The organism is Actinosynnema sp. NPDC037264, assembly GCF_055603705.1.
This window is the reverse complement of sequence record NZ_JBVJVK010000030.1, coordinates 52,062-72,624: the sequence shown is the minus strand read 5'-3', so window position 1 is coordinate 72,624 and position 20,563 is coordinate 52,062. Positions and strand designations below refer to the sequence as shown.

Below are 20,563 nucleotides of genomic sequence, written 5' to 3'. Positions count from 1 at the left end.
CCTCCCGAGCCCGCTGGAGGCCGGCGTTCGGCGGCACTCCCTGTTATCCGAGGCGGCCTCGGTCCGGCTCCGCGCGGAAGGTCCTGTCCTAGTAGTCCAGTTCGAAGTCGCGGTGGTCGTCGGGGTCGACCGCCGCGACGAGCTTGTTCCCGGGCCTGAGGCTGGGGTGGTACCCGGCGTCGTGCTCGATCTCGAACTCGGGCACGTCCGGGCCGCTGATCCGCAGCCGGACGCGAATCGTGGAGTCCTCGCTGATCGGCTCCATCGACAGGACCTCGGCGGTCGCGGGCAGACCTACCTCGTCCAGGCGCAGCAGCCGCCGCTTGGCGCGTGCGATACCGCGCCACACGGCGATGCCCAGCGGCAGCAGCACCACGGTGAGCACGATGCCGACGGTGCCGCCGTCGTTGGCCGCGTAGACGATCGGTCCGGTGACCATCAACGCCAGGGCGAAGAGGTGCAGGATCACGTTGTTGCCCCGGTTGGCCCCGCGTACCTCGACGAACCCGTCCTCCGCCATCCCCGCACCTTAAGCGGGCCGTGCGGCACCGTAGGCCGGGTTGGCGCGAGTGCGGCCGGACGGCGGAGGGCGTGAGGGGACCAACACCGGTCGGCTAAGCGACCGCAGAAACCCTGCCTACGCCGCGCACTTGTCCTGCCCCGGCGAGAGGGCGGCCCGCACCTCCCGGCTCAGTTCGCCGCTGCGCACGAGTTCCGTCGCCTTCTCCAGGTCCGGGGTCAGGTAGCGGTCGTCGACCAAGGGCGCGATGTGCCGCCGCACGGCTTGGTGCAGCCGGTCCGTGCCCTGGCCCAACGGGAACGCGGCCATCTTGTCCTTGATCAGGTCGATCCCCTGGGCCGCCATCAGCACGTGCACCGCCAGCACCGTCTCCAGGCGGTCGAGGTTGGCGTGCAGGGCGCGGACCGAGGCCATCGCCATCGTGTTGTGGTCCTCCTGCCCGAACTTCGCCGGCCGGGACAGCGTGCCGGCGGGCGTGGCCAGCTGCTGCATCTCCGGCACCAGCGCCACCGCGACGGTCTGCGCCTGCACCATGCCGGAGTTCAGCCCGATCTCGCCGCCGGCGAGGTTGGCCGGCAGGTGGTAGCTCCACTTCTCGGACAGCAGCCGCGCGGACAGCTCCTGCGACAGCACGCCGAGGTCGGCGATCTGGGCGTTGAGCGAGTCGATCTCGTGGCCGAGCAGCGCGGCGTCCCAGTTGCCGCCCATGACGAACTCGTGGCCGCCGCCCGGCTTGGCGAACACCAGCGGGTTGGACGTGGACGCGTTCGCCTCGCGTTCGACGTGAACGCGGGCGTCGGTCAGCCGTTGCCGCAGCGCCCCGACGATGTGCGGGGTGGCGCGCACCGACACGGCGTCCTGGATGCGCGGACCCTCGTCGCTGATCGCCTTGCGCCCCTCCTCGGTCATCCACCCCGTGCCGCAGATCAACGCCCTGGTGACGCGGGCGGCCTCGACCTCGGCGGGGATGCGCCGCTCGTCGTGGGTGCGGGCGTCGAACGCGCCCTGTTCGGCCCTGGTCGCCTCCAGGAACAACGCGAACGCACCGTCATAGGTGTCGAGCAGCCGTTCCGCGCGCACGACCGCGTCGACGTACCGCGCGGTGACCACGCTGCTCCCGCTGATCAGCGGCAACGCCTCGCCCTGCGCCAGCTGGAACGTCGGCGCGACGCCGGCCGCGGCGAGGATCTCCGGCGCGGGCGCTTCCCGGCCCTGGAAGCGGGCGGGCGCGGGCTCGCCGGTGAGCACCAGGCCCGCCGCCGCCATCGGCTGGAGGTCGCCGGTGCCCAACGACCCGATCTCCGGCATCCGCGGCGTGACGCCGGCGTTGACCAGTTCCAGGATCCGGTCGACGAACTCCGGCCGCACCCCCATCGTGCCGCGCGCCATCGTGTTGGCCCGCAGCACCAACGCCAACCGCGCCACCCGGTCGTCCAGCGCGGGACCGACACCGGCGGCGTGCGAGCGCAGCACCCGGCGCTGGAACTCCACCCGGTCCGCCTCGGGCAGCGGCTGGTCCTTCAACGGGCCCAACGCCTGGTTCCACCCGTACACGCGCTGCCCGGCCGCGAGCGCCGCCTCGGCGCCCTGCCGGGTCTTGACCATCTCCTGGCGGGACTTCAGGCCGAGGCGGACGGTGACGCGGTCGGCTTCGAGCACCTCCACCAACCGCGACCAGGTCAACGAGTCGCCGTCCAGCTCCAGCGCGGGCGCGTGCTGCCGGGTCGCCACGTCGGCCGGCGCGGCGGCCGTGCTCGACACCGTGACGGCGCCGACGGCGAGGACGACCAGGAACCGCCACGGGACCTGCATTCGCGCTCCTACCTCGTTCGAGGACCAGGTTCTCGCCCGGGATCCTGGCACCGGGAGCGTTCCTCGGCCGGGCGTGCGCGCACGAACCGAACGATCGGGTGATGCCCACGACGTGCACCGCTGATCACCCGGCACCTCACAGCAGACGGGTGCGGACGCTGGTGTCCCGGCATATCTTCGGGACGGGGAACCCGGCGCGGAACCGGCAGTCCGCGCCACGACCGGGTCCTGCGGCACGAGCAATCAGCTAAGGAGCACGGGTGAGCATTAAGGCCAGCGAGAAGGTTCCGGCACCGGACGCGTCCCGCGAGGAGGTCTTCGCGTGGAACGCGGCCGTCCTGGAGGAGTACCGCGCCAACGGCGGCCGGGTCGGCGGCGCGATGGCCGGCATGGACCTGCTGCGGCTGACCACGACCGGTGCGCGGTCGGGCAAGCCGAGGAGCATCCTCACGCTCCACCACCGCGACGGCGACCGCTACCTGGTGGTGGCCAGCAACTTCGGCAAGCCGCGCCACCCGGACTGGTACCACAACCTGGTGTCCACCCCCGAGGTCACCGTCGAGGTGGAAGGCGAGCGGTTCGCCGCCGACGCGGTCGTCCTCGACGGCGCGGAGCGTGATCGGGCGTTCGAGACCGTGGCCCGTCGGTACCCGTTCTACGCGGGCTACCAGGCCGGCGTGACCCGCACGATCCCGGTGGTCGCGCTGACCCGAGCCGATCGGGCCTGACACCAATCGATACGCTCCCCGGCCCGATCCGCGCCAGACCTTCTCGCTGCGCAACTTCTTCGCTACGGTCGCCCGGGAGCGTTCCCAGGCCCAGCGTCGGACCCGGATCGTGGAGGAACAGGTGCACACCACCCGCTATCGGTCGGCGATCGCCGGCGTGGCCGTCGTCGGCGTGACCGCGGCCTTGACCGCCGTCGCCGTCACCGCACCGGCCCAAGCGGCCGTCGGCTGCAAGGTCACCTACCAGGTGACCAACCAGTGGTCGGGTGGTTTCGGCGCGAACGCGAGCGTCACCAACCTCGGCGACCCGGTCGCGAGCTGGCGGCTGACGTGGTCGTTCGCCGCCGGCCAGAAGGTCACCCAGCTCTGGAACGGCACGGTGAGCCAGTCCGGCGCGCGGGTCCAGGTCGACAGCGTGAGCTGGAACGGCCGCCTCGGCACCGGCGCGAGCGCCGGGTTCGGCTTCAACGGCTCGTGGACCGGCTCGAACCCGGCGCCCACCGACTTCGCGCTCAACGGCACCCCGTGCACCGGGACCACCGTCACGTCGACCACCACCACGACGACGTCCACGCCGCCGGTGTCCGACATCCTCGGCCGGACGCACACCGTCGGCCGGGTCCGGGCCACCGCGGACACCGCGCGGTACACGTGGCCCGGCATCTACTTCGAGAGCCGCTTCCGCGGCACCGGTGTCGGCATCGTGCTCAACGACGCCGTCAACGACTACGACGTCCAGGTCGACGGCCGGACCGTCGCCACGCTGGTCACGCCCGGCCGGGTCACCCGGTGGATCAACGGCCTGACCGACGCCGAGCACACCGTCCGGTTGGTCAAGCGCACCGAGAGCACCTGGGCCAGCGGCGAGTTCGGCGGGTTCCTGCCCGCCGCCGGCGGCGAGATCCTCGCCAAGCCCGCCGCGCGCACCCGCCAGATCGAGTTCATCGGCGACTCGCTGACCGCGGGCTACGGCAACACCTCCACCACCCGTGACTGCTCGGCCAACGGCGGCGTCGACCGCAACACCAACACCGACCTCGCGTTCGGCCCCCTCACCGCCCGCGCCCTCGGCGCCGACTACCAGGTCAACGCCCACTCCGGCCGCGGCATGGTCCGCAACTACAACGGCGGCGACCCGGACACCACGTTCCGCACCTACTACGACCGCGGCCTGCAGAACGTGGCCGGCGACGTGTGGCGCAACCCGGACACGTGGCGGCCCCAGCTCGTGGTCGTCGGCCTGGGCACCAACGACTTCTCCACCGCGATCAACCCCGGCGAGCCGTGGACCCCCGACAGCCTGACCGCCGCCTACCGGACCGCGTACCTGGGCTTCCTCGACAAGCTCCGCGCCCAGTACGGCCCCGACACCGTCATCGTGGTCAGCGCCACGGACCTGTTCGCCGAGGCCGCCCGGCAGGTCGTCACCACCCGCAACGCGGGCGGCGACGACCTCGTGCGCTTCTGGAACTACGAGGACCCGAGGCTCGACCGGCTCGGCTGCGACTGGCACTTCTCCCTCAACGACCACCGGCTCATCACCGGCCTGCTCACCGACTACGTCGCCACCCTCCCGCTCGACTGGTGACCGGCGCGGCTACGGGCGGAAGACGGTCAGCGTGGTCGGGCCGGTGAGGCTGGAGATCCCGGCGCCGGCGCACTGCAGGACGTCCGGTGTCACCAGCACGGCCACCTGCTCCGCGCTCGCGCCCGCGAACGTGCCGCTGGTGATCAGGCCGGTGTTGGTGATCACGGCCTGGCCGGCGACGTCGCTGACCGTCCAGTTGTAGGTGAACGTCGTCGGCGCGGCCAGCGGGTTGGTCCACGTGTACGTGCGCGACGCCGCGCCCGCGGTGAGCAGCGTCGCGCACGACACCGTGTCGGTGAACTCCTGGCCGTAGAACCCGCTGGGCGCGGCCGGGTTCGTGCACGTGGGGAAGACCCCGGTGAGGTTGCCGCGCACGACCTGCGGCGTGTTGGTGATGGGCGGGTCGTAGGTGACCGCCCACGTGCCGGCGCAGACCTGCTCCACCGTCACCGCGTTGGCCGCGCCGGCCGTGGCCGCCACAGCGCCCGCCACGACCACCACCAACGCCAATAACGAACCGAACCTCCGTGACATGACACCTCTCCCTTTCCGGACGCCTACTCGCAGCCGACGCCGTCGTGGTCGGCGTCCAACTGGTACTCGTCGGGACCGATGACCTTGATCGGGCCGGTCACGTACGCGGGGCCATTGCCCTTGCCGGGCTTGCAGTCGACGTCGCTCGCGATGGGCACGCACGGCTCGTAGCTCGGGTGGCAGCCCTGGTTCGGCGCGGGCGGTGGCGGGGCTAGGGTTTCCGGCTGCGGCTGCGGCTGCGGCTGAGGTTGCGGCTTCGGCTTCGGCTCCGGATTGGGCTGGGGCTGGGGCTTCGGGGCCGGCTCGGCAAGGGTCGTCGTGGTCGTGGTCGTGGTGGTCGGCGGGGCTGTCGTGGTCGTGGTCGGCACGGTTGTCGTCGTGGTCGTGGTCGTGGTCGGCAGGGTGGTTGTCGGCACGGTGGTTGTCGCGTCGGTCGCGGTCGTGCTCAGCGTGGCAGCTGAGTCCGTTGTGGACGGTTGCTCGTCGGCGAGGGCCCCGATGACGACGAACAGGAACACCACCGCCCCGGCGGCGATCCACATCGGACGGCGGGACTTCCGCTTCACCGGCGAGGCGAAGGCCCCTGCCGGCACGACGACGGCCGACGGGTCGCGCGGCAGCTGGACCACGATCTCGTGACCGCGCTCGCCGACCCGGATCACCGCCTCGCAGCCCGGCCTTCCGCCGGCGTCGATCACCTGGCCCATGATGTCCGCGTACCGCCGTGACATCAGGTACGTCAGCTCACCGACCCGCTGCCCGTCCAACCGGACCTCGATGGCGTACTGGCCCAGGTACTTGCCGGAGTTGATCGTGCACCACGCCAGGGCGACCACGACGCGCCAGCTCCCGCCCGGCGCGACGGGGTACCTCGCCAGCCAAGCCTGGTGGTCCTCCTCGCCGGTGACGACGACCGGAACCTCGGCCTTCAGCAGGAACAGACCTGCCGCAGGGTCCTCCATGAGGCACCCCCTTTGACACCGAACGTATGTACGCAGGTCATCGACGCGGTTCTCGACGCCGTTACCAGATCCACAAGAGTGACTGAACACTCACCAGTCGAAACCGGCCACACTCTCAGCATCACTTGACAGAAGACCGGCCCACGCGGTGAGCTGTAGACGTAGTGAGTGACTAACCAATCACACGCCCGGGAGTTGTCATGACCGCCCCTGCCCTCGACCGCCGAACGCCCTCGCCGACCACCGCCCTCACAGCCTCCGCAGTGCTGGCCGTGGCGAACGCGATCGCCTTCCTGGTCCTCGCCGGCCAACCCAACCCGGGCATGGCCGCCCTCTCCGCCCTCCCCCTGGCCGCCGCCGCACTGCTGTGGCGACGGGTCCGGGTCGCGCCGGTCGTGACCATCGCCGTGGCGGCCCTGGTCGTGTTCATCCGGCCGGTGGAGCTGGCGTTCGACCTGGTCCGCCCCGGTGACGTGCTGCCCTTCGCGGTCGCGGCGGCGCTCGTGGTGGCCGCCGGGGTCGCGATCGTCTCGTCGCTGGTCCTGGTGCTGCGACCGGGCACCGGCCACGGTGAGCGGCTCGTCGGGCTCGGCGGTGGCGCGGCCGTCGGGGTGGCGTTGGCGGCGACCTTGATCGTCGGGTGGCCGCAGTCCGACGACACCGGGTCCCTCACCGACGAGCAGCTCGCCGCGCTGCCGACCGTGGACCTGACGAACTTCAAGTTCTCCCCCGCCCAGCTGCGCGTCGGTCGCGGTCAGCCGGTGGCGTTCAAGTTCACCAACGACACCGACGACAACCACACGTTCACGATCACCGAGCTGGGAGTGGACGTCGAGGTGCCCAGCGGCCGGACCCGGATCGCCGTGGTGAACGCCCGACCTGGCCAGTACGCGGTGCACTGCGCGGCCGGTGACCACCAGGAGAAGGGCATGGTCGGCCGGTTAACCGTCACCGAGGGCGCGTTGACCCCCACCACGACCGCGACCGAGACGCCCTCCGGAGCGCACCACCATGGCTGAGCGGAAGATGTCCCGGCGGACCGCGCTGATCGCGGGCGGCCTGACCGCCGGGGCGCTCGTCGCCGGCGGTGTGCCGCTCCTGCGCGCCACCCTCGCCGCGCCAGGGCCGGCCGACGGCCCGCCACTCCCCGAGCACACCACCCTGCCGCTGCACGCGGGCGCGGACGGCGTGCTGCGCGGCGAACTGGTCGCCGCCGCGTCCGGGGACTCCCTGCGCTACAACGGTTCCGCGCCCGGTCCGCTGGTCAAGCTCCGCGAGGGCGACCGGGTCCGACTCGGTTTCCGCAACGACCTCGACGCCGACAGCAGCCTCCACCTGCACGGCCTCCCGCTCGCACCCGCCGTGGACGCGCCGCTGACCCACCTGCCGCCCGGCGCGACGAGCACGCAGGAGTTCGCCGTGCCCGAGGGCGTGGCCGGCACCTACTGGTACCACCCGCACGCGCACGGCGACGTCGAACGACAGCTGCTCGCGGGCCTGGCCGGACCGATCGTCGTCACCGGCGCGACCGACGAACTGCTGAAGTCGTGCGACGACCGGCTGCTCGTGTTCACCCGCACCGGCCAGGACATCAGCGTCAACGGCGCCGTGCGGCCCGTGCTCGCGCCCACCAGCGGCCGGACCCGCCTGCGCCTGCTCAACGCCACCGCCGGCGACCACCTGCTGGTCGGCGTGCTGCGCTCGGGTGAGCGCACGCCCCTGCACCTGGTCGCGACCGACGGCGGTTTCGTGGCCGAGCCGGTCGAGCTGACGGAGGTCCTGCTGGCGCCCGGTGAACGCGCCGAGGTGCTGGTGGACACCACCGTCGCCGGTCGCCTGGAACTCACCGCGCTGCCGTACTCGGTCTACGGCGAGGGCGGTGCGGCGAGCGCCGCGTTCCGCCTGGCCGCGCTGGACGTGCCACCGGGCCTGCCTCCCGTCGCCCTGCCCGCACGGCTGCGCGACGTGGAGGCGCTCGACGAGGCGAACGCCGTGCGCCGCCGCCGGATCGCGTTCGACGGCACGGGAACCGACCACTTCACGCTGGACGGCAAGACCTTCGACCACCACCGCGTGGACCTGCAGGCGCGCCTGGGCACGCTGGAGGTCTGGGACGTCGTCAACGACCACACCACCGACCACCCGTTCCACCTGCACAGCTACTCGTTCCAGGTGCTGTCCCGCAACGGCGCTCCCGAACCGCTGCGGGCGTGGCGCGACACCGTCAACGTCCCACCGGGCGGCACCGTCACGATCGCCGTCCCGTTCCGCGGCGAACCGGGCCGCACGGTCTACCACTGCCACATCGCCTCCCACGAGGACCTGGGCATGATGGGCGTGCTGGAGGTCGTTCGGTGACCGCCCCCGGGCGGTAGCGGTGGGGCGAGCGGATGACCGGGTCGGCGGATGGTGGGCGCGCGGTGCGAACGGGAGCGTTGCGGTAGCGCAAACCTGGGGAGGTTCTCGTCCATGAGACGCACAAGATCCATCGCCGCCACGCTCGCCGCCCTGCTCGTCGGCGCCGCGCTCGCGGCCGTCGCACCACTGCCCGCCGCCGCGGCGCCCACCGACGACACCGTGATCAACCAGAAGCTGCAAGCCCTGGTCCAGCCGGTGCTGACCGCCTCGGCCGACAGCCGGCTCCGCGCGCTCGTGCGCTACCTCGCGAGCACCCGGTCCCACGGCGACACCGACGCGTTGTTGCGGGAGGTCGTCGAAGCCGCCGAGGACTCCTACGTCGTCAACCCGTACGAGCCGTGGTGGGTCGAGCTCAAGACCGCCGTCGCGGGCTTGCGGAGCGTCAACGGCTTCGCCTACGACGCGCAGATCCACATCCCCGATGCCGACGAAGGGGTCACCACCGGTGACGACGTCGTGCTGACCGTCGCGCCCGCCGACGAACGGGCCACCAGCGCTCCCGGCTACGTCCTCTCGCCCACCGGCGGCGTCCGACCACTGCCGAACGCGATCGACGAGGGCTACGCCGCCGTCAACGAGGTGTGGGTGCTGTCGGTCCACGAACCGACCTCCGCCCTGCCGGCCCTCCAGGCGGAGGAGGTGAGCGGGCAGGCGGTGTGCGACCCGACCGGGTCGCGCCGCGACAACGGCTTGGAGCACCTGCACCAGTGGCGCGTGCCCGACCGCGCCGCGTTCGGCAGCTGGTTCGAGGGCGAGCGGGAGATGCGGGTGCTGGTCGTCACCACCACGGGAACCGTCCTGCGCCGGATCGCGCTGCCCGGCGTCGCGCAGGACGACATCGGCTCGTGGCAGTCGTCCGGGGTCTTCGTCACCACGTGGGACCGCTCGGCGCTCGGTGACGTGCTCGCCTACCAGTGGTACGAGGAGGACGGCGGTCCGCTGGTCGACGTGCCCCTGTCCCTCCCGACCCCCGGCGGGACGATCGACGCGAACGTCACCTGGCACCGGCGCGACGACGACGCCGGCCACGCCGTGGTGCGGTTCGCCGACTCCGCGCACCGCGAGTACGACACCGGCTCGGTCCGGTTCACCTCGTGCAGCCAGGGCGGCGACGGCACGACCGGCAACCTGGCGTGCGCGAGCACCGCGTCGGCGTCCAGCACGCACCTCGGCTACTCCCCCGACCGCGTCAACGACTGCGTCCGCGACACCCGGCCGGGCGGCGCGCACAGCTGGGCCAACGCGCCCGGCACCTGGCCGCCGGGCAGCCCGGAGTGGGTGCAGGTCGACTTCGGCAGCGCGAAAACGGTCCGCCGGGTCGTCGTCCACACCAGCGAGGGCTATCCGATCCGCGCGTTCCAGGTGCAGGTCTGGGACGGCGCGGCGTTCGCGACCGTCGCGGAGGTCGCGGACAACGCGTCGCTGAGCGTCTCCCTCACCTTCCCCGCCCGGACCTCGCGGCTGGTCCGGATCAGCGCCTCGCAGGGCCCCGCGCACCAGCCCGGCTACGTGCGGGTGAACGAGCTGGAGGTCTACTCGACCTGACCGACTGCGATCGTAAGCACAATTCACTTGTTCGAACGCACATGATTTGCGACGGTTGCTCACGTGAAGAGCGCCGACCGCCACCGGGTGATCGTCGAACGGCTCCGCTCCGGCGCGCAGGTCGCCGTGGCGGAGCTGGCGGCGGCCACCGGCGCGTCGGAGATGACCATCCGCCGTGACCTGGACCTGCTCGCGGCGGGCGGCGTGCTGCGCCGGGTGCACGGCGGCGCGGTGCCGCTCAGCCCGGCGGGCGTCGAGCCCCCGTTCACCGCGCGCACGGCGACCGCGAACGGCGCGAAGCGCGCCATCGCCGCGGCGGCCGTCGAGCTGATCCGCGACGGCGAGACGATCGTGCTGGACAGCGGCACGACGGCGGTCGAGGTGGCCAAGCTGCTGCGCGGCCGCCCGGTCACCGTCATGCCGCTGTCCCTGCACGCGGTGCGCGAGCTGCTCGACGCGCCCGAGGTGCGGCTCCTGTTGCCCGGAGGCGAGCCGAGGCCCGGTGAGCTGGCCATGGTCGGCCCGCTGGCGCTGGCGTCGCTGCGCGCCCTGCGGTTCGACGTCGCCGTGCTCAGCCCGTGCGCGTTCGACCTGGACGCCGGGCTCACCGCGCACAACCTGGCCGACGCCGAGGTCAAGCAGCAGGCGATGGCCGTGTCCGGCCGCACGATCGTGCTCGCCGACGCCACGAAGTTCGACCGCACCGCGCTCGCCCACGTCTGCCCGGCCGACCGGCCGGACGTGCTGGTCACCGACTCGGACACCCCCACCGACGTGCGCCGCGAGCTGGCCGCGCGCGGGGTGCTCGTGCACGTAGCCGAACGACTGGAGAACCTGTGACGACCCCCCTGCCGCGCGCCGCACGCGTCGCGACGTGGATCTACTTCACCATCAACGGGTTCGCCGTGGGCCTGTGGGTGGTGCACATCCCGAACGTCGAACGCGCGACCGGCATCTCGCACAGCACCCTCGGCGGGTTGCTGCTCGTGCTCGGCGCGGCGGCGTTCCTCGGCATGCAGGTCGCCGGTCCTCTCGCCGACCGGCTCGGCCAGCGCAAGCTGCTGCCCGCGGCCGGGGTGCTCCTCGGCGTCGCCCTGTTCTTCCCGGGCCTGGCCACGTCGTGGTGGACGCTGGGCCTGGCCCTGGCGTGCTTCGGCTTCGGCAACGGCACGATCGACGTGGCGATGAACTCGCACGCCGTGGTCGTCGAACGGGCCTACCCGCGGCCCATCATGGCGTCGTTCCACGCGATGTGGTCGATCGGCGGCGCGATCGCGGCGGTCGTCGGCGCGGTGACGTTGAACGCCGACGTGCCCACGACGGTGACGTTGAGCGCGTGCGGCGTGTTCACCATCGTGGTGTCGCTGGTGACCGGCCGGTTCCTGATGGACGGCCGTCCCGAGCCGGCAGAGGCCTCGTCGGCCGCGCCGTCGGCCAAGCCGTCGACCAAGCTGGTGTGGCTGCTGGGCGCGATCGCGTTCGCCATGATGCTCGCCGAGGGCGTCGCCAACGACTGGGCCGCGCTGCACGCCGAGGACGTCCTCGGCACCTCCACCAGCACGGCGGCGTTCGCCTACGGGTCGTTCGCGGTGGCGATGACCGTGGGCCGGTTCGCCACCGACCGGGTCGCCGCGCTCGTCGGGCCCGTCGCGATCGTGCGGTACGGGGCGGCGCTGGCCGCGTTCGGGCTCCTGCTCGTGGTGCTCTCGTCGTGGGTGTGGGCGGCGTTCGCGGGCTGGGCGCTGTTCGGCCTGGGCTTGTCGGGCAGCGTGCCGCAGCTCTTCTCGGCCGCGGGCAACCTGGACAAGCGGTCGTCGGGCGCGTTGATGGCCCGGGTCGTCGGCCTCGGCTACGTGGGGCTGCTCGCGGGTCCGGCGCTGATCGGCGGTCTGGCCCACTGGATCCCGCTGAACGTGGCGTTCCTCGTGCCGGTGGCGTTGTGCCTGCTGGCGGTGGGTTTCGCGGGCGTCCTCGCCCCGCGTCCGGCACCGGCGGAGGAGCAGGTCGGGTCGCGCTGACCACCGTCGCCTGAACGCCGCCAGCCACCCGGTCCCCGCGATGCCGCTCGCCGCGGCCCCGCGTGCGATCACGGTGCCGATCTTCGAGCGTGGTGATCGGACCGGGTGGTACCGGAAGGTCTAGGGTGGGTGACCGGACCAGCGACGAGGATCTGCACAGCATGGCGCACTCACCCCACCCGTCCCGACCCGTCCGCGCGGTCCTGGTGGAGGACCACCACCTGGTGGCCGAGGCGATCCGGCTGGCCTGGGCGGACTCGGGCGAGGTCGAGGTCGTGGCCACGGTCGGCTCCGTGGCCGACGCGGTGGCCGAGGTCCGCAGGCACCGGCCCGACGTGGTGCTGCTGGACCGCCGGCTGCCCGACGGCGACGGCCTGGACGCGATCCCCGGCTTCGAGGAGTGGGGCGCACGCGTGCTGGTGCTGACCGGCGAGGCGACCGTGTCCGTCGCCGCCCGCGCCGCGGAGTCCGGCGCCGCGGGCCTCGTGCTCAAGTCCGCCCGCCTGGAGGACCTGACCGACGCCGTGCTGCGGGTGGCGGCCGGCGAGGTCGTGTTCGACGGCGGGCTGCTCGCGGGCGTGCTGGACAAGCTCACCGGCCGCGCCAAGGACAACGGGGTGCCGCTCACGGTCCGTGAGCGCGAGGCGCTGCTGCTCATGGCCGAGGGCGCGAGCACGGAGGAGATCGGCGAGCGCATGGGCGTCGCCCGCAACACCGTGCGCAACCACGTGCAACGGGTGCTGGAGAAGCTCGGCGCCAGGTCGAAGCTGGAGGCGGTGGCGATCGCCCGCCGCGACGGCCTGCTCGACTAGTGCAGCTGCACTAGACGCGACGGTGACGGTGCGTCTGGGCACCGACCGCTCGATACCGCAGAGTACGACCGTGGACGTCTCGGTGTCTGGCCCGGTCGCTGAGTTCAGCGCGCCGATCGACCGGGGAGCGGCGGGCCTGGCCCGCGATTTCGTCCGCAAGACCCTCACCGACCTCGGCTACCTGGGCGACCACGGCGACGTCGTGCTCGTCGCCTCCGAACTGGTCTCCAACGCCCTGCGGCACACCGCCACCATCCCCGTCATCCGGCTGGCGGGCGACGCGCGCCGGCTCCGCGTCGAGGTCGAGGACGGCAGCCCGGTCCTGCCGCGCGCCCGGCTCTCCGCCACGGTCGGCGGGTGGGGCCTGCAGCTCGTCCAGCACCTGACCACGGCCTGGGGCGCGCACGCCGAGCGCGGCGGCAAGGTCGTGTGGTGCGAGATGGCCGCCGACGCGACGTCCTGAGGCCGGGTGCGCAGGCCCGTGGCACCGTGGCAGAGCATCGTGCACAGTGACGCCATGGCCGCTGATCACTCCTCCCACCCCGCGCTCGAACAACCGCCGGAGGACGCGTACCGCCTGCTGGTGGACAGCGTGGTCGACTACGCGATCTTCATGCTGGACCCCACGGGTCGGGTGATCAGCTGGAACGCGGGCGCGGAGCGGATCAAGGGCTACTCGGCCGAGGACATCATCGGCAAGCACTTCTCGACCTTCTACCCGGCCGAGGACCTCGAGGCGCGCAAGCCCTGGTACGAGCTGGAGGTGGCCGCCGAGGTCGGCCGGTTCGAGGACGAGGGCTGGCGGCTGCGCAAGGACGGCACCCGGTTCTGGGCCAACGTCATCATCACCGCCCTGTTCGAGAAGTCCGGCCGCCTGCGCGGGTTCGCCAAGGTCACCCGCGACATGACCGAGCGGATGCGGGCCGAGGAGGCGCTGCGGGCGAGCGAGGAGCGGTTCCGGCTGCTCGTCCAAGGCGTGCTCGACTACGCCATCTTCATGCTCGACCCGACCGGCCGGGTGATCAGCTGGAACGCGGGCGCGGAGCGGATCAAGGGCTACTCGGCCGAGGAGATCGTCGGCGAGCACTTCTCGCTGTTCTACCCGCCCGAGGACCTGGTGGCGCGCAAGCCCTGGCGCGAGCTGGAGGTGGCCGCCGAGGTCGGCCGGTTCGAGGACGAGGGCTGGCGGCTGCGCAAGGACGGCACCCGGTTCTGGGCCAACGTCATCATCACCGCCCTGACCGACGACGCGGGCCGCCTGCGCGGGTTCGCCAAGGTCACCCGCGACATGACCGAGCACCGGCGGGTCGAGCGGACGTTGACCGAGCAGCGCAGGCTCGTCAGCCACCTCGTGGAGGCCCAGGAGCTGGAGCGGCGCCGCATCGCCTGGGACGTGCACGACGATTCGATCCAGTCCATGGTCGCCGTCGGCATGCGGCTGCAACTGCTGGCCAACCGGCTGCCCGAGGAGGACGCGGCCGTCGTGCGGCAGCTGGACGAGGCGGTGCGCTCGTCCATCGGACGGCTGCGCAACCTGGTCTTCCGGCTGCGCCCGCCGGAGCTCGACCGGCACAGCCTGGTGCAGGCCCTCGACCACTACCTCACCGACGTCGCCCAACCGTGGGGCATCACGTACCGGCTGCGGCACGAGCTGGACCGCGAGCCGCCCGCCGAGTCGGCGATCACGATCTTCCGCATCTGCCAGGAAGCCCTGGTCAACATCCGCAAGCACGCGCGGGCGTCCGCGGTCGAGGTGTCGTTGACCTCGACCGGCGGCGGCACGCTGGTCGAGGTCGTGGACAACGGCGTCGGTGTCGGAACCGGCGTCGGCGCCGACCCGGGCGCGCCGGGCGACCGACCGGCGTTCGACCACTTCGGCATGATCGAGATGCGGGAGCGCGCGGAGACCGCGGGCGGCTGGTGGTCGGTGGGACAGGGCCCCGACGGTGGCGCGGAGGTGCGGTTCTGGATCCCGGACTCCCCCGGCGGTGAGCCGTGACCGACCGCAAGCTCAGCGTGGTGATCTCGGACGACGACCCGATGATCCGCGAGGCGTTGCGCGAGGTGCTCGACGCGGAGCCGGACTTCGAGGTCGTCGCGGTGGCGCGGGACGCGGACGAGGCGATCGAGCTGGTCGAACGCCACAGCCCCGCCGTCGTCGTGCTCGACGTGCGCATGCCCGGCGGTGGTGGTGGCCGGGCCGCGCGGGAGATCAGGCTCCGGTCGCCGAACACCGGGATCCTGGCGCTGTCGGCCTTCGCCGATCGGGAGGCCTTCCACGAGTTCACCTCGGCCGGCGTCGGTGAGCACCTGGTCAAAGGCGTGTCGAACAGCGACATCGTGGCGGCCGTCCGCCGGTTGGGACGGCCGGGGCACGGCGAGCGCAGGGGTGCGTCGCCGCTGCCCAGCACGTAGCGTCGGCCTGGTACAACTGTGGTTCGACACCGCATCACACCCGGGAGACGTCGTGGCCGAGCCGATGGGGCAACCCTCACCGATCCTCGACATCCGTGTCACCCGAGCGGGCGACGTCCTCGTCATCGGCGTGGCCGGTGAGGTCGACGTCGACACCACTCCCGAGGTCCGCGCCGCCGTGCTGTCGGGCCTGGCCGAGCGCCCGTCCGCCCTGGTCCTCGACCTGTCCGGGGTGAGCTTCTTCAGCTCCGCCGGCTTGTCGCTGCTGCTGGAGACCCGCGCTCGCGTCGACACCCTCGCGGTCGTCGCGACCGCGCGCGCCGTGCTCAGGCCGATCCAGCTGACGTCCCTCGGGTCGCTGCTGACGGTGTTCGGCTCGGTCGACGAGGCGCTGGCGTCGGTGGCGTTGCCCCAGGGCGCCCGCCGGAGCTGAGCCCTCCCCCGTTCCGGTCACGCGTGCCGGAGACCCGACGGCGGCACTCCCGTCGGGCACCACGCCGACGGAGGTCGACCGCGGGCATCCGTCGAAAGTGGGGAGCGCACACCCGTTCGACTGCCTCCACGCTGGTCACGGGCGGTCTCTCGCTCGTCCGAGTGGTCCTCTCGGGGATCAGCGTGCGGTGGCCGCCGCGGGTTACATGATGAGGCGTGGCCGCCGCCGAGTGCGCGCAGTCGTCCGTCGGCTCGTGAAAGCACCGGGCGGCGCCACTCGAAGATTCCTCACGAGAAGGGACGCACGATGACCAAGCGCGTGTACGAGGCACCGGTCCTGATCCGCTCAGGCGCATTCTCGAAGGTGACCGGCTTGCTGCAACGCAACGGCCGCGACCGCCTCATCTTCAGCAAGAACTGACGCCGCCGACGCGTTGATGTCGGCGCCGAATCGCACGCCGGGCCACGGCGACGTCGGCTTCGTGGTCCTGCCGGACTGCGAGGGCGCGCTCGCCGTGGCCCCCTTCCGGGGCGCGGCCGACCTGAACGTCACGCACGCCTCGGGACGGCCGTGGCTGGTGGCCCGCCGCCCCGGCGGCGAGATCACCGTGGCCGAGACCGGGCGCACCAGGCTGGCGGTGATCGGGTGCTGCCCGGTGACGGCGGCGGAACTCACCCGCGAGGCCGAGCGGGTGCGGGACGTGGCCGACCTCGACCGGTTGGCGCGCCGGCTGCCCGGCAGCTTCCACCTGGTGGCCTCGGTGGACGGGCGGCTGCGGGTCCAGGGCAGCGCTTCCGGCATGAGGTTGGTGTTCCACGCCGTCGTCGCGGGTGTCACCGTCGTCGCCGATCGCGCCGACTTCCTCGCCGGGTTCGCCGGGGCGGAACTGGACGAGCAGCAGGTCGCGGTGCGGCTGCTGTTCCCCGTGCCGCACCCCTTGGCGGACACCCCGATGTGGCGGGGCGTGCGTTCGGTGGCGCCCGGGGACTACCTGGTGGTCGAGCCGGACGGCGTCCGCACCCGCCAGTCCCGCTGGTGGCACCCGCCCGAGCCCTCGCTGTCGATCGCGGACGGCGCCGTGCGGGCGGGCGAGGCGCTCGCGGAGGCGGTCGACGCGCGCACCCGGCACGGCGGCGTGGTGAGCTGCGACCTGTCGGGCGGCCTGGACTCGACATCCGTGTGCTTCCTCGCCGCCCGGGGGAACGCCGAGATCATCGCCTTCACCTGGCCGGGCCTGGACGACGCGGACGACGACTTCGCGTGGGCCCGCCGCGCCGCCGCGCACCTGCCCGGCGTGGTCCACGACAGCCTGCCCGCCGAGCGGTCCCCCCTGGTGTACGCGGGTTTGCGGGACATCGACGACGCCGTGGACGAGCCCACCATCGGCGTGATGGACCAAGCGCGGTTGTCGGCCCACCTGCCCCGGCTCGCGGCCAAGGGGGCACGCCTGCACCTCACCGGCATCGGTGGCGACCACGTCGCCTGGTGCTCGGACGCCTACCACCACACGCTGCTGCGCCGCCGACCGCTGTTCGCGCTCGGGCGACTGCGCGGTTATCGCTCGTTGTGGCACTCACCGTGGTTGCCGATGATCCGCGCGTTGGCCGACAACCGGCCCTATCACGCCTGGCTGGCCGACGCCGCAGACGACCTGCGATCGCCCCTGGCCGACGTCGCCACCACCGGTCTCGGGTGGGGCATGCCGCCCCGGCTCTTCCCGTGGGTGACGGAAGAAGCGGTGGACCTGGCGCGGGAAGCCCTGTTGGCCGTCGCACCGGACGCACGACCACTGGCGCCGACGAGAGGGCTGCACGCCGACCTGGAGCAGATCCGGAGCACCAACCGCATCATCCGGCACTGGGAGCAGATCACCGCGAACGCCGGGCTGCCCATCACCTCACCCTTCATGGACGACCGCGTGATCGAGGCCTTCCTGTCCGTGCGGCCGGAGGACCGCGTCACCCCGTGGACCTACAAGCCCGTCCTGAAAGAGGCGATGCGGGGCGTCGTCGCCGACGAGTGCCTGGAGCGCAGCACCAAAGCCCAGTCCGCCCTCGACGACGCCGCGGGCCTGCGCGAGCACCGAGGCGATCTGCTGGCGTTGTGGGAGGACTCCCGATTGGCCGACCTCGGCCTGGTCGACGCGCGACAGCTCCGGGCGCTCGCCGTCCGACCGTCCACACCGGACCTGAGCCGGGCCACCCTGTACACGACCATCGGCTGCGAGGTCTGGCTGCGCGCCCTGGCTCGCTCCACCACGCCCGCATGAAGGGAGATCGGCATGCCCCTCCGGATCCGCGACGGTGTGTCCACGGCGGACACCGAGTACGGCACCGTGCTGCTCGACGAGCGCACCGGTGACTACTGGCAGCTCAACCCGACCGGCGCGGAGGTGGTGCGCCTGCTCCTGGCCGGCCGCACGCCCGACGAGGCGGTGCAGGCGCTGACCGAGCAGTTCGAAGTGGACGAACCCCAAGCGAGGAGCGACGTCGAGACGTTGCTCGACAGCCTGCGCTCGGCCGACCTGGTCACGCCGTGACGTCCCCCGGCGCGATCACCCGGCCCCCTCGGCGGGGCATCGCGCTGCCACGACGGGTGGCCGCACGGCTGGCGGTCGCGGCGGCCGGCCTGATCGCGCGGTTGTCACCGGCACGCCTCCGCGCCGTGCTCACCGTGCTCCGGCGCGGCGCCCGACCCGCCACCTACGCCCAGGCGAAGAAGGCACGCGACGCGGTGCTCGCGGTCAGCCTCCCGTGCGCCGGGCCGCAGGGGTGCCTGCCCCGCTCGCTGGCCACGGCGCTGTTGTGCCGCCTGACGGGCACCTGGCCGACGTGGTGCACCGGCGCGCGGAAGAAGCCGCCGTTCGGCGCGCACGCCTGGGTCGAGGCGGACGGTCGGCTGGTGGACGAGCACCTGCCCGCCGACTACTTCATCCGCCTCATCGTGGTGCCACCGGCGCCCTCGCGGAGGTCCGCGGGATGAAATCCGGGCCCGGCGCGCGGGTCAGGGACCTGCTCGGGCTCGTGCGCGGCCACCGGCGGGCCGTGCTGCTCGCGGTGCTGCTCACCCTGGTGGGCGCGGTCCTGGGCCTGGCGCAACCGCTGGTCGCGCGGGAGGCCATCACCGAGGCGGGCGCGGGCCGGACGGCGTGGGAACTCGTCGCCGCGCTCGCCGCCCTGTTCGTCGCCCAGGCACTCCTCGGCGCGTTCGGCCGGTTCCTGCTGGAGCGCACGGGCGAGGGCATCGTGCTGGGACTGCGCCGGTCGCTGATCGGGCACCTGCTGAAGCTGCCCATCCCGGTCTACGACGAGCGCCGGATCGGCGACCTGGTCTCCCGGACCGGCGCCGACACGACCGTGCTGCGCGACGTGGTCGCCCAGTCGTTCGTGGACCTGGTGACCGGTGTCCTCACCACGGCCGGGATCGTGGTCCTGATGGTGTGGCTCGACGTCACGCTGTTCGTCCTGGTGTTCGTGACCGTCGCGGCCGGTGCGCTGCTGGTGGTCGGCGCCGTGCGGGGGATGCGCGCGGCCAGTGAGCGGACCCAGGCCAGTGTCGGCGCGATGGCGGCCGACCTCGACCGGGCCCTCGGCGCCATCCGGACCGTGCGGGCCAGCCGCGCGGAGCAGCGCGAGACCGAGCGCATCGGCCGGCAGGCCGACTCCGCCTACCGCTCCGGCGTGCGCACCGCGAGACTGGCCTGCATCGCCGATCCCGCCGTCGAACTCGCGGCCAACGGCACCCTCCTGCTCGTGCTGCTCGTCGGTGGCGTCCGCGTCGCGCGTGACGCCGCCTCGCTGGGTGATCTGGTGGCGTTCCTGCTGTACGCGAGCTACCTCGCCGTTCCGCTGGCGTCGGCGTTCCACGCCGTGACCACCATCCAGCGCGGCATGGGCGCGTTGCAGCGCGTGTGGGAGGTGCTCGCCCTGCCCGTCGAGGAGAACCGGGAGAGCTCTCCCGACGTCGTGCGGCCGGCTGCGGCGACCGCCGTGCTGGAGTTCCGGGACGTGCGGTTCGACTACCCCGACCGCCCGGTGCTGCGCGGTGTGTCGTTCACCGTGCCGCCCCGCTCCCTGGTCGCGCTCGCGGGCAGGTCGGGAGAGGGGAAGTCCACGATCCTCGCCCTGGTCGAGCGCTTCTACGACCCGCAGGGCGGGACGATCCTGCTCGACGGCCGCGACGTGCGCGAGCTGAGCCGGGCGCAGTGCCGGGCGCGACTGGCTTTCGTGGAGCAGAACACCCCGGTGCTGCACGGCACGTTGCGGGACAACATCACCTACGCGGACCCCGACGCCGACGCGGCCGAGATCGACCGCGTGGTGCGCCTCGCCGACCTCGGCGACCTCGTCGACCGCCTGCCCGCCGGGCTGGACACGGAGGTCGGCGACCGCGGTTGCGCGCTGTCCGGCGGGGAACGCCAACGGGTCGCGCTGGCCCGCGCGCTGCTCACCAAGCCCTCGTTGCTGCTGCTGGACGAACCCACCTCGCAACTCGACGCGATGACCGAAGCCGTGCTGGCCGAGACCGTCGCCCGGGTCTCCGCCGAGTGCGCCCTGCTCGTCATCGCGCACCGGCCGTCGACGTTGCGCAGCGCAAATTGCGTCGTGCTGCTCGACGGTGGCCGGGTGGCCGCACGGGGAACGCCGGCGGAGTTGCTGTGCGACAGCGAGCTGTATCGGCGACTCGCGACGTGAGCCCGGCGGTGGGGCCGACTCGCGACGTGAGCCCGGCGGTAGAGCCGTGCCGCCGCACGCTCGTCCACCTCCCCGCCGTGCTGC

At 72.7% G+C, this 20,563-nt stretch carries 21 protein-coding genes; 17 read left to right on the top strand and 4 right to left on the bottom strand.

Annotated elements, in window-relative coordinates; all coding sequences use genetic code 11:
- Positions 1 to 88: 88 nt before the first annotated feature.
- Positions 89 to 520: a hypothetical protein gene (locus ACZ7GX_RS27955; RefSeq protein ID WP_498780860.1), complete on the bottom strand. Its 432-nt coding sequence runs from the start codon at positions 518 to 520 to the stop codon at positions 89 to 91.
- A gap of 117 nt (positions 521 to 637) precedes the next feature.
- Positions 638 to 2,332 carry an HAL/PAL/TAL family ammonia-lyase gene (locus tag ACZ7GX_RS27950; protein WP_498780858.1) on the bottom strand — a complete coding sequence of 565 codons (1,695 nt, stop codon included), beginning with the start codon at positions 2,330 to 2,332 and terminating at the stop codon, positions 638 to 640.
- 260 nt (positions 2,333 to 2,592) lie between these two features.
- Between ACZ7GX_RS27950 and ACZ7GX_RS27945 the strand changes: the two genes are divergently transcribed.
- Positions 2,593 to 3,060 carry a nitroreductase family deazaflavin-dependent oxidoreductase gene (locus tag ACZ7GX_RS27945; protein ID WP_498780857.1) on the top strand — a complete coding sequence of 156 codons (468 nt, stop codon included), beginning with the start codon at positions 2,593 to 2,595 and terminating at the stop codon, positions 3,058 to 3,060.
- A gap of 121 nt (positions 3,061 to 3,181) precedes the next feature.
- Positions 3,182 to 4,648, top strand: a complete 1,467-nt coding sequence (locus tag ACZ7GX_RS27940; RefSeq protein ID WP_498780855.1) for a cellulose binding domain-containing protein — start codon at positions 3,182 to 3,184, stop codon at positions 4,646 to 4,648.
- A gap of 9 nt (positions 4,649 to 4,657) precedes the next feature.
- Here ACZ7GX_RS27940 and ACZ7GX_RS27935 read toward each other — a convergent pair whose 3' ends face one another.
- Positions 4,658 to 5,182, bottom strand: coding sequence for a hypothetical protein (locus tag ACZ7GX_RS27935; protein WP_498780853.1), 525 nt, complete (start codon positions 5,180 to 5,182; stop codon positions 4,658 to 4,660).
- A 23-nt stretch (positions 5,183 to 5,205) separates the two neighbouring features.
- Positions 5,206 to 6,144: a hypothetical protein gene (locus ACZ7GX_RS27930; protein WP_498780852.1), complete on the bottom strand. Its 939-nt coding sequence runs from the start codon at positions 6,142 to 6,144 to the stop codon at positions 5,206 to 5,208.
- Positions 6,145 to 6,344: 200 nt separating this feature from the next.
- On the opposite strand from ACZ7GX_RS27930, the gene ACZ7GX_RS27925 reads away from it, so the two are divergent.
- The 15 genes from ACZ7GX_RS27925 (at position 6,345) to ACZ7GX_RS27855 (ending at position 20,479) form a co-directional block, all read left to right on the top strand.
- On the top strand, positions 6,345 to 7,163 hold the full coding sequence (locus tag ACZ7GX_RS27925) for a cupredoxin domain-containing protein (RefSeq protein WP_498780850.1): 819 nt from the start codon (positions 6,345 to 6,347) through the stop codon (positions 7,161 to 7,163).
- Positions 7,156 to 8,502: a multicopper oxidase family protein gene (locus tag ACZ7GX_RS27920; protein WP_498780849.1), complete on the top strand. Its 1,347-nt coding sequence runs from the start codon at positions 7,156 to 7,158 to the stop codon at positions 8,500 to 8,502. Before ACZ7GX_RS27925 ends, ACZ7GX_RS27920 begins: the two co-directional genes overlap by 8 nt.
- A gap of 111 nt (positions 8,503 to 8,613) precedes the next feature.
- Positions 8,614 to 10,107 carry a discoidin domain-containing protein gene (locus ACZ7GX_RS27915; RefSeq protein WP_498780848.1) on the top strand — a complete coding sequence of 498 codons (1,494 nt, stop codon included), beginning with the start codon at positions 8,614 to 8,616 and terminating at the stop codon, positions 10,105 to 10,107.
- Positions 10,108 to 10,170: 63 nt separating this feature from the next.
- Positions 10,171 to 10,947: a DeoR/GlpR family DNA-binding transcription regulator gene (locus ACZ7GX_RS27910; RefSeq protein ID WP_498780846.1), complete on the top strand. Its 777-nt coding sequence runs from the start codon at positions 10,171 to 10,173 to the stop codon at positions 10,945 to 10,947.
- Positions 10,944 to 12,125, top strand: coding sequence for an MFS transporter (locus tag ACZ7GX_RS27905; protein ID WP_498780845.1), 1,182 nt, complete (start codon positions 10,944 to 10,946; stop codon positions 12,123 to 12,125). The genes ACZ7GX_RS27910 and ACZ7GX_RS27905 overlap by 4 nt, the downstream gene beginning before the upstream one ends.
- A 161-nt stretch (positions 12,126 to 12,286) precedes the next feature.
- The gene (locus ACZ7GX_RS27900) at positions 12,287 to 12,937 is read left to right on the top strand and encodes a response regulator transcription factor (protein WP_498780843.1); all 651 of its coding nucleotides are present in this window, start codon (positions 12,287 to 12,289) and stop codon (positions 12,935 to 12,937) included.
- Between the two features lie 70 nt (positions 12,938 to 13,007).
- The gene (locus tag ACZ7GX_RS27895) at positions 13,008 to 13,400 is read left to right on the top strand and encodes an ATP-binding protein (RefSeq protein ID WP_498780842.1); all 393 of its coding nucleotides are present in this window, start codon (positions 13,008 to 13,010) and stop codon (positions 13,398 to 13,400) included.
- Positions 13,401 to 13,454: 54 nt separating this feature from the next.
- Positions 13,455 to 14,936: a PAS domain-containing sensor histidine kinase gene (locus ACZ7GX_RS27890; RefSeq protein ID WP_498780841.1), complete on the top strand. Its 1,482-nt coding sequence runs from the start codon at positions 13,455 to 13,457 to the stop codon at positions 14,934 to 14,936.
- On the top strand, positions 14,933 to 15,352 hold the full coding sequence (locus ACZ7GX_RS27885; RefSeq protein ID WP_498780839.1) for a response regulator: 420 nt from the start codon (positions 14,933 to 14,935) through the stop codon (positions 15,350 to 15,352). The genes ACZ7GX_RS27890 and ACZ7GX_RS27885 overlap by 4 nt, the downstream gene beginning before the upstream one ends.
- Before the next feature lie 52 nt (positions 15,353 to 15,404).
- The gene (locus tag ACZ7GX_RS27880; protein ID WP_498780838.1) at positions 15,405 to 15,785 is read left to right on the top strand and encodes an STAS domain-containing protein; all 381 of its coding nucleotides are present in this window, start codon (positions 15,405 to 15,407) and stop codon (positions 15,783 to 15,785) included.
- Positions 15,786 to 16,091: 306 nt separating this feature from the next.
- Positions 16,092 to 16,205 carry a keywimysin-related RiPP gene (locus tag ACZ7GX_RS27875; protein WP_498780837.1) on the top strand — a complete coding sequence of 38 codons (114 nt, stop codon included), beginning with the start codon at positions 16,092 to 16,094 and terminating at the stop codon, positions 16,203 to 16,205.
- Positions 16,206 to 16,221: 16 nt separating this feature from the next.
- On the top strand, positions 16,222 to 18,054 hold the full coding sequence (locus ACZ7GX_RS27870) for an asparagine synthase-related protein (RefSeq protein WP_498780836.1): 1,833 nt from the start codon (positions 16,222 to 16,224) through the stop codon (positions 18,052 to 18,054).
- Between the two features lie 12 nt (positions 18,055 to 18,066).
- Positions 18,067 to 18,324: a lasso peptide biosynthesis PqqD family chaperone gene (locus tag ACZ7GX_RS27865; protein WP_498780835.1), complete on the top strand. Its 258-nt coding sequence runs from the start codon at positions 18,067 to 18,069 to the stop codon at positions 18,322 to 18,324.
- The gene (locus tag ACZ7GX_RS27860; RefSeq protein WP_498780834.1) at positions 18,321 to 18,767 is read left to right on the top strand and encodes a lasso peptide biosynthesis B2 protein; all 447 of its coding nucleotides are present in this window, start codon (positions 18,321 to 18,323) and stop codon (positions 18,765 to 18,767) included. Before ACZ7GX_RS27865 ends, ACZ7GX_RS27860 begins: the two co-directional genes overlap by 4 nt.
- On the top strand, positions 18,764 to 20,479 hold the full coding sequence (locus tag ACZ7GX_RS27855; RefSeq protein WP_498780832.1) for an ABC transporter ATP-binding protein: 1,716 nt from the start codon (positions 18,764 to 18,766) through the stop codon (positions 20,477 to 20,479). The genes ACZ7GX_RS27860 and ACZ7GX_RS27855 overlap by 4 nt, the downstream gene beginning before the upstream one ends.
- Positions 20,480 to 20,563 lie beyond the last annotated feature (84 nt).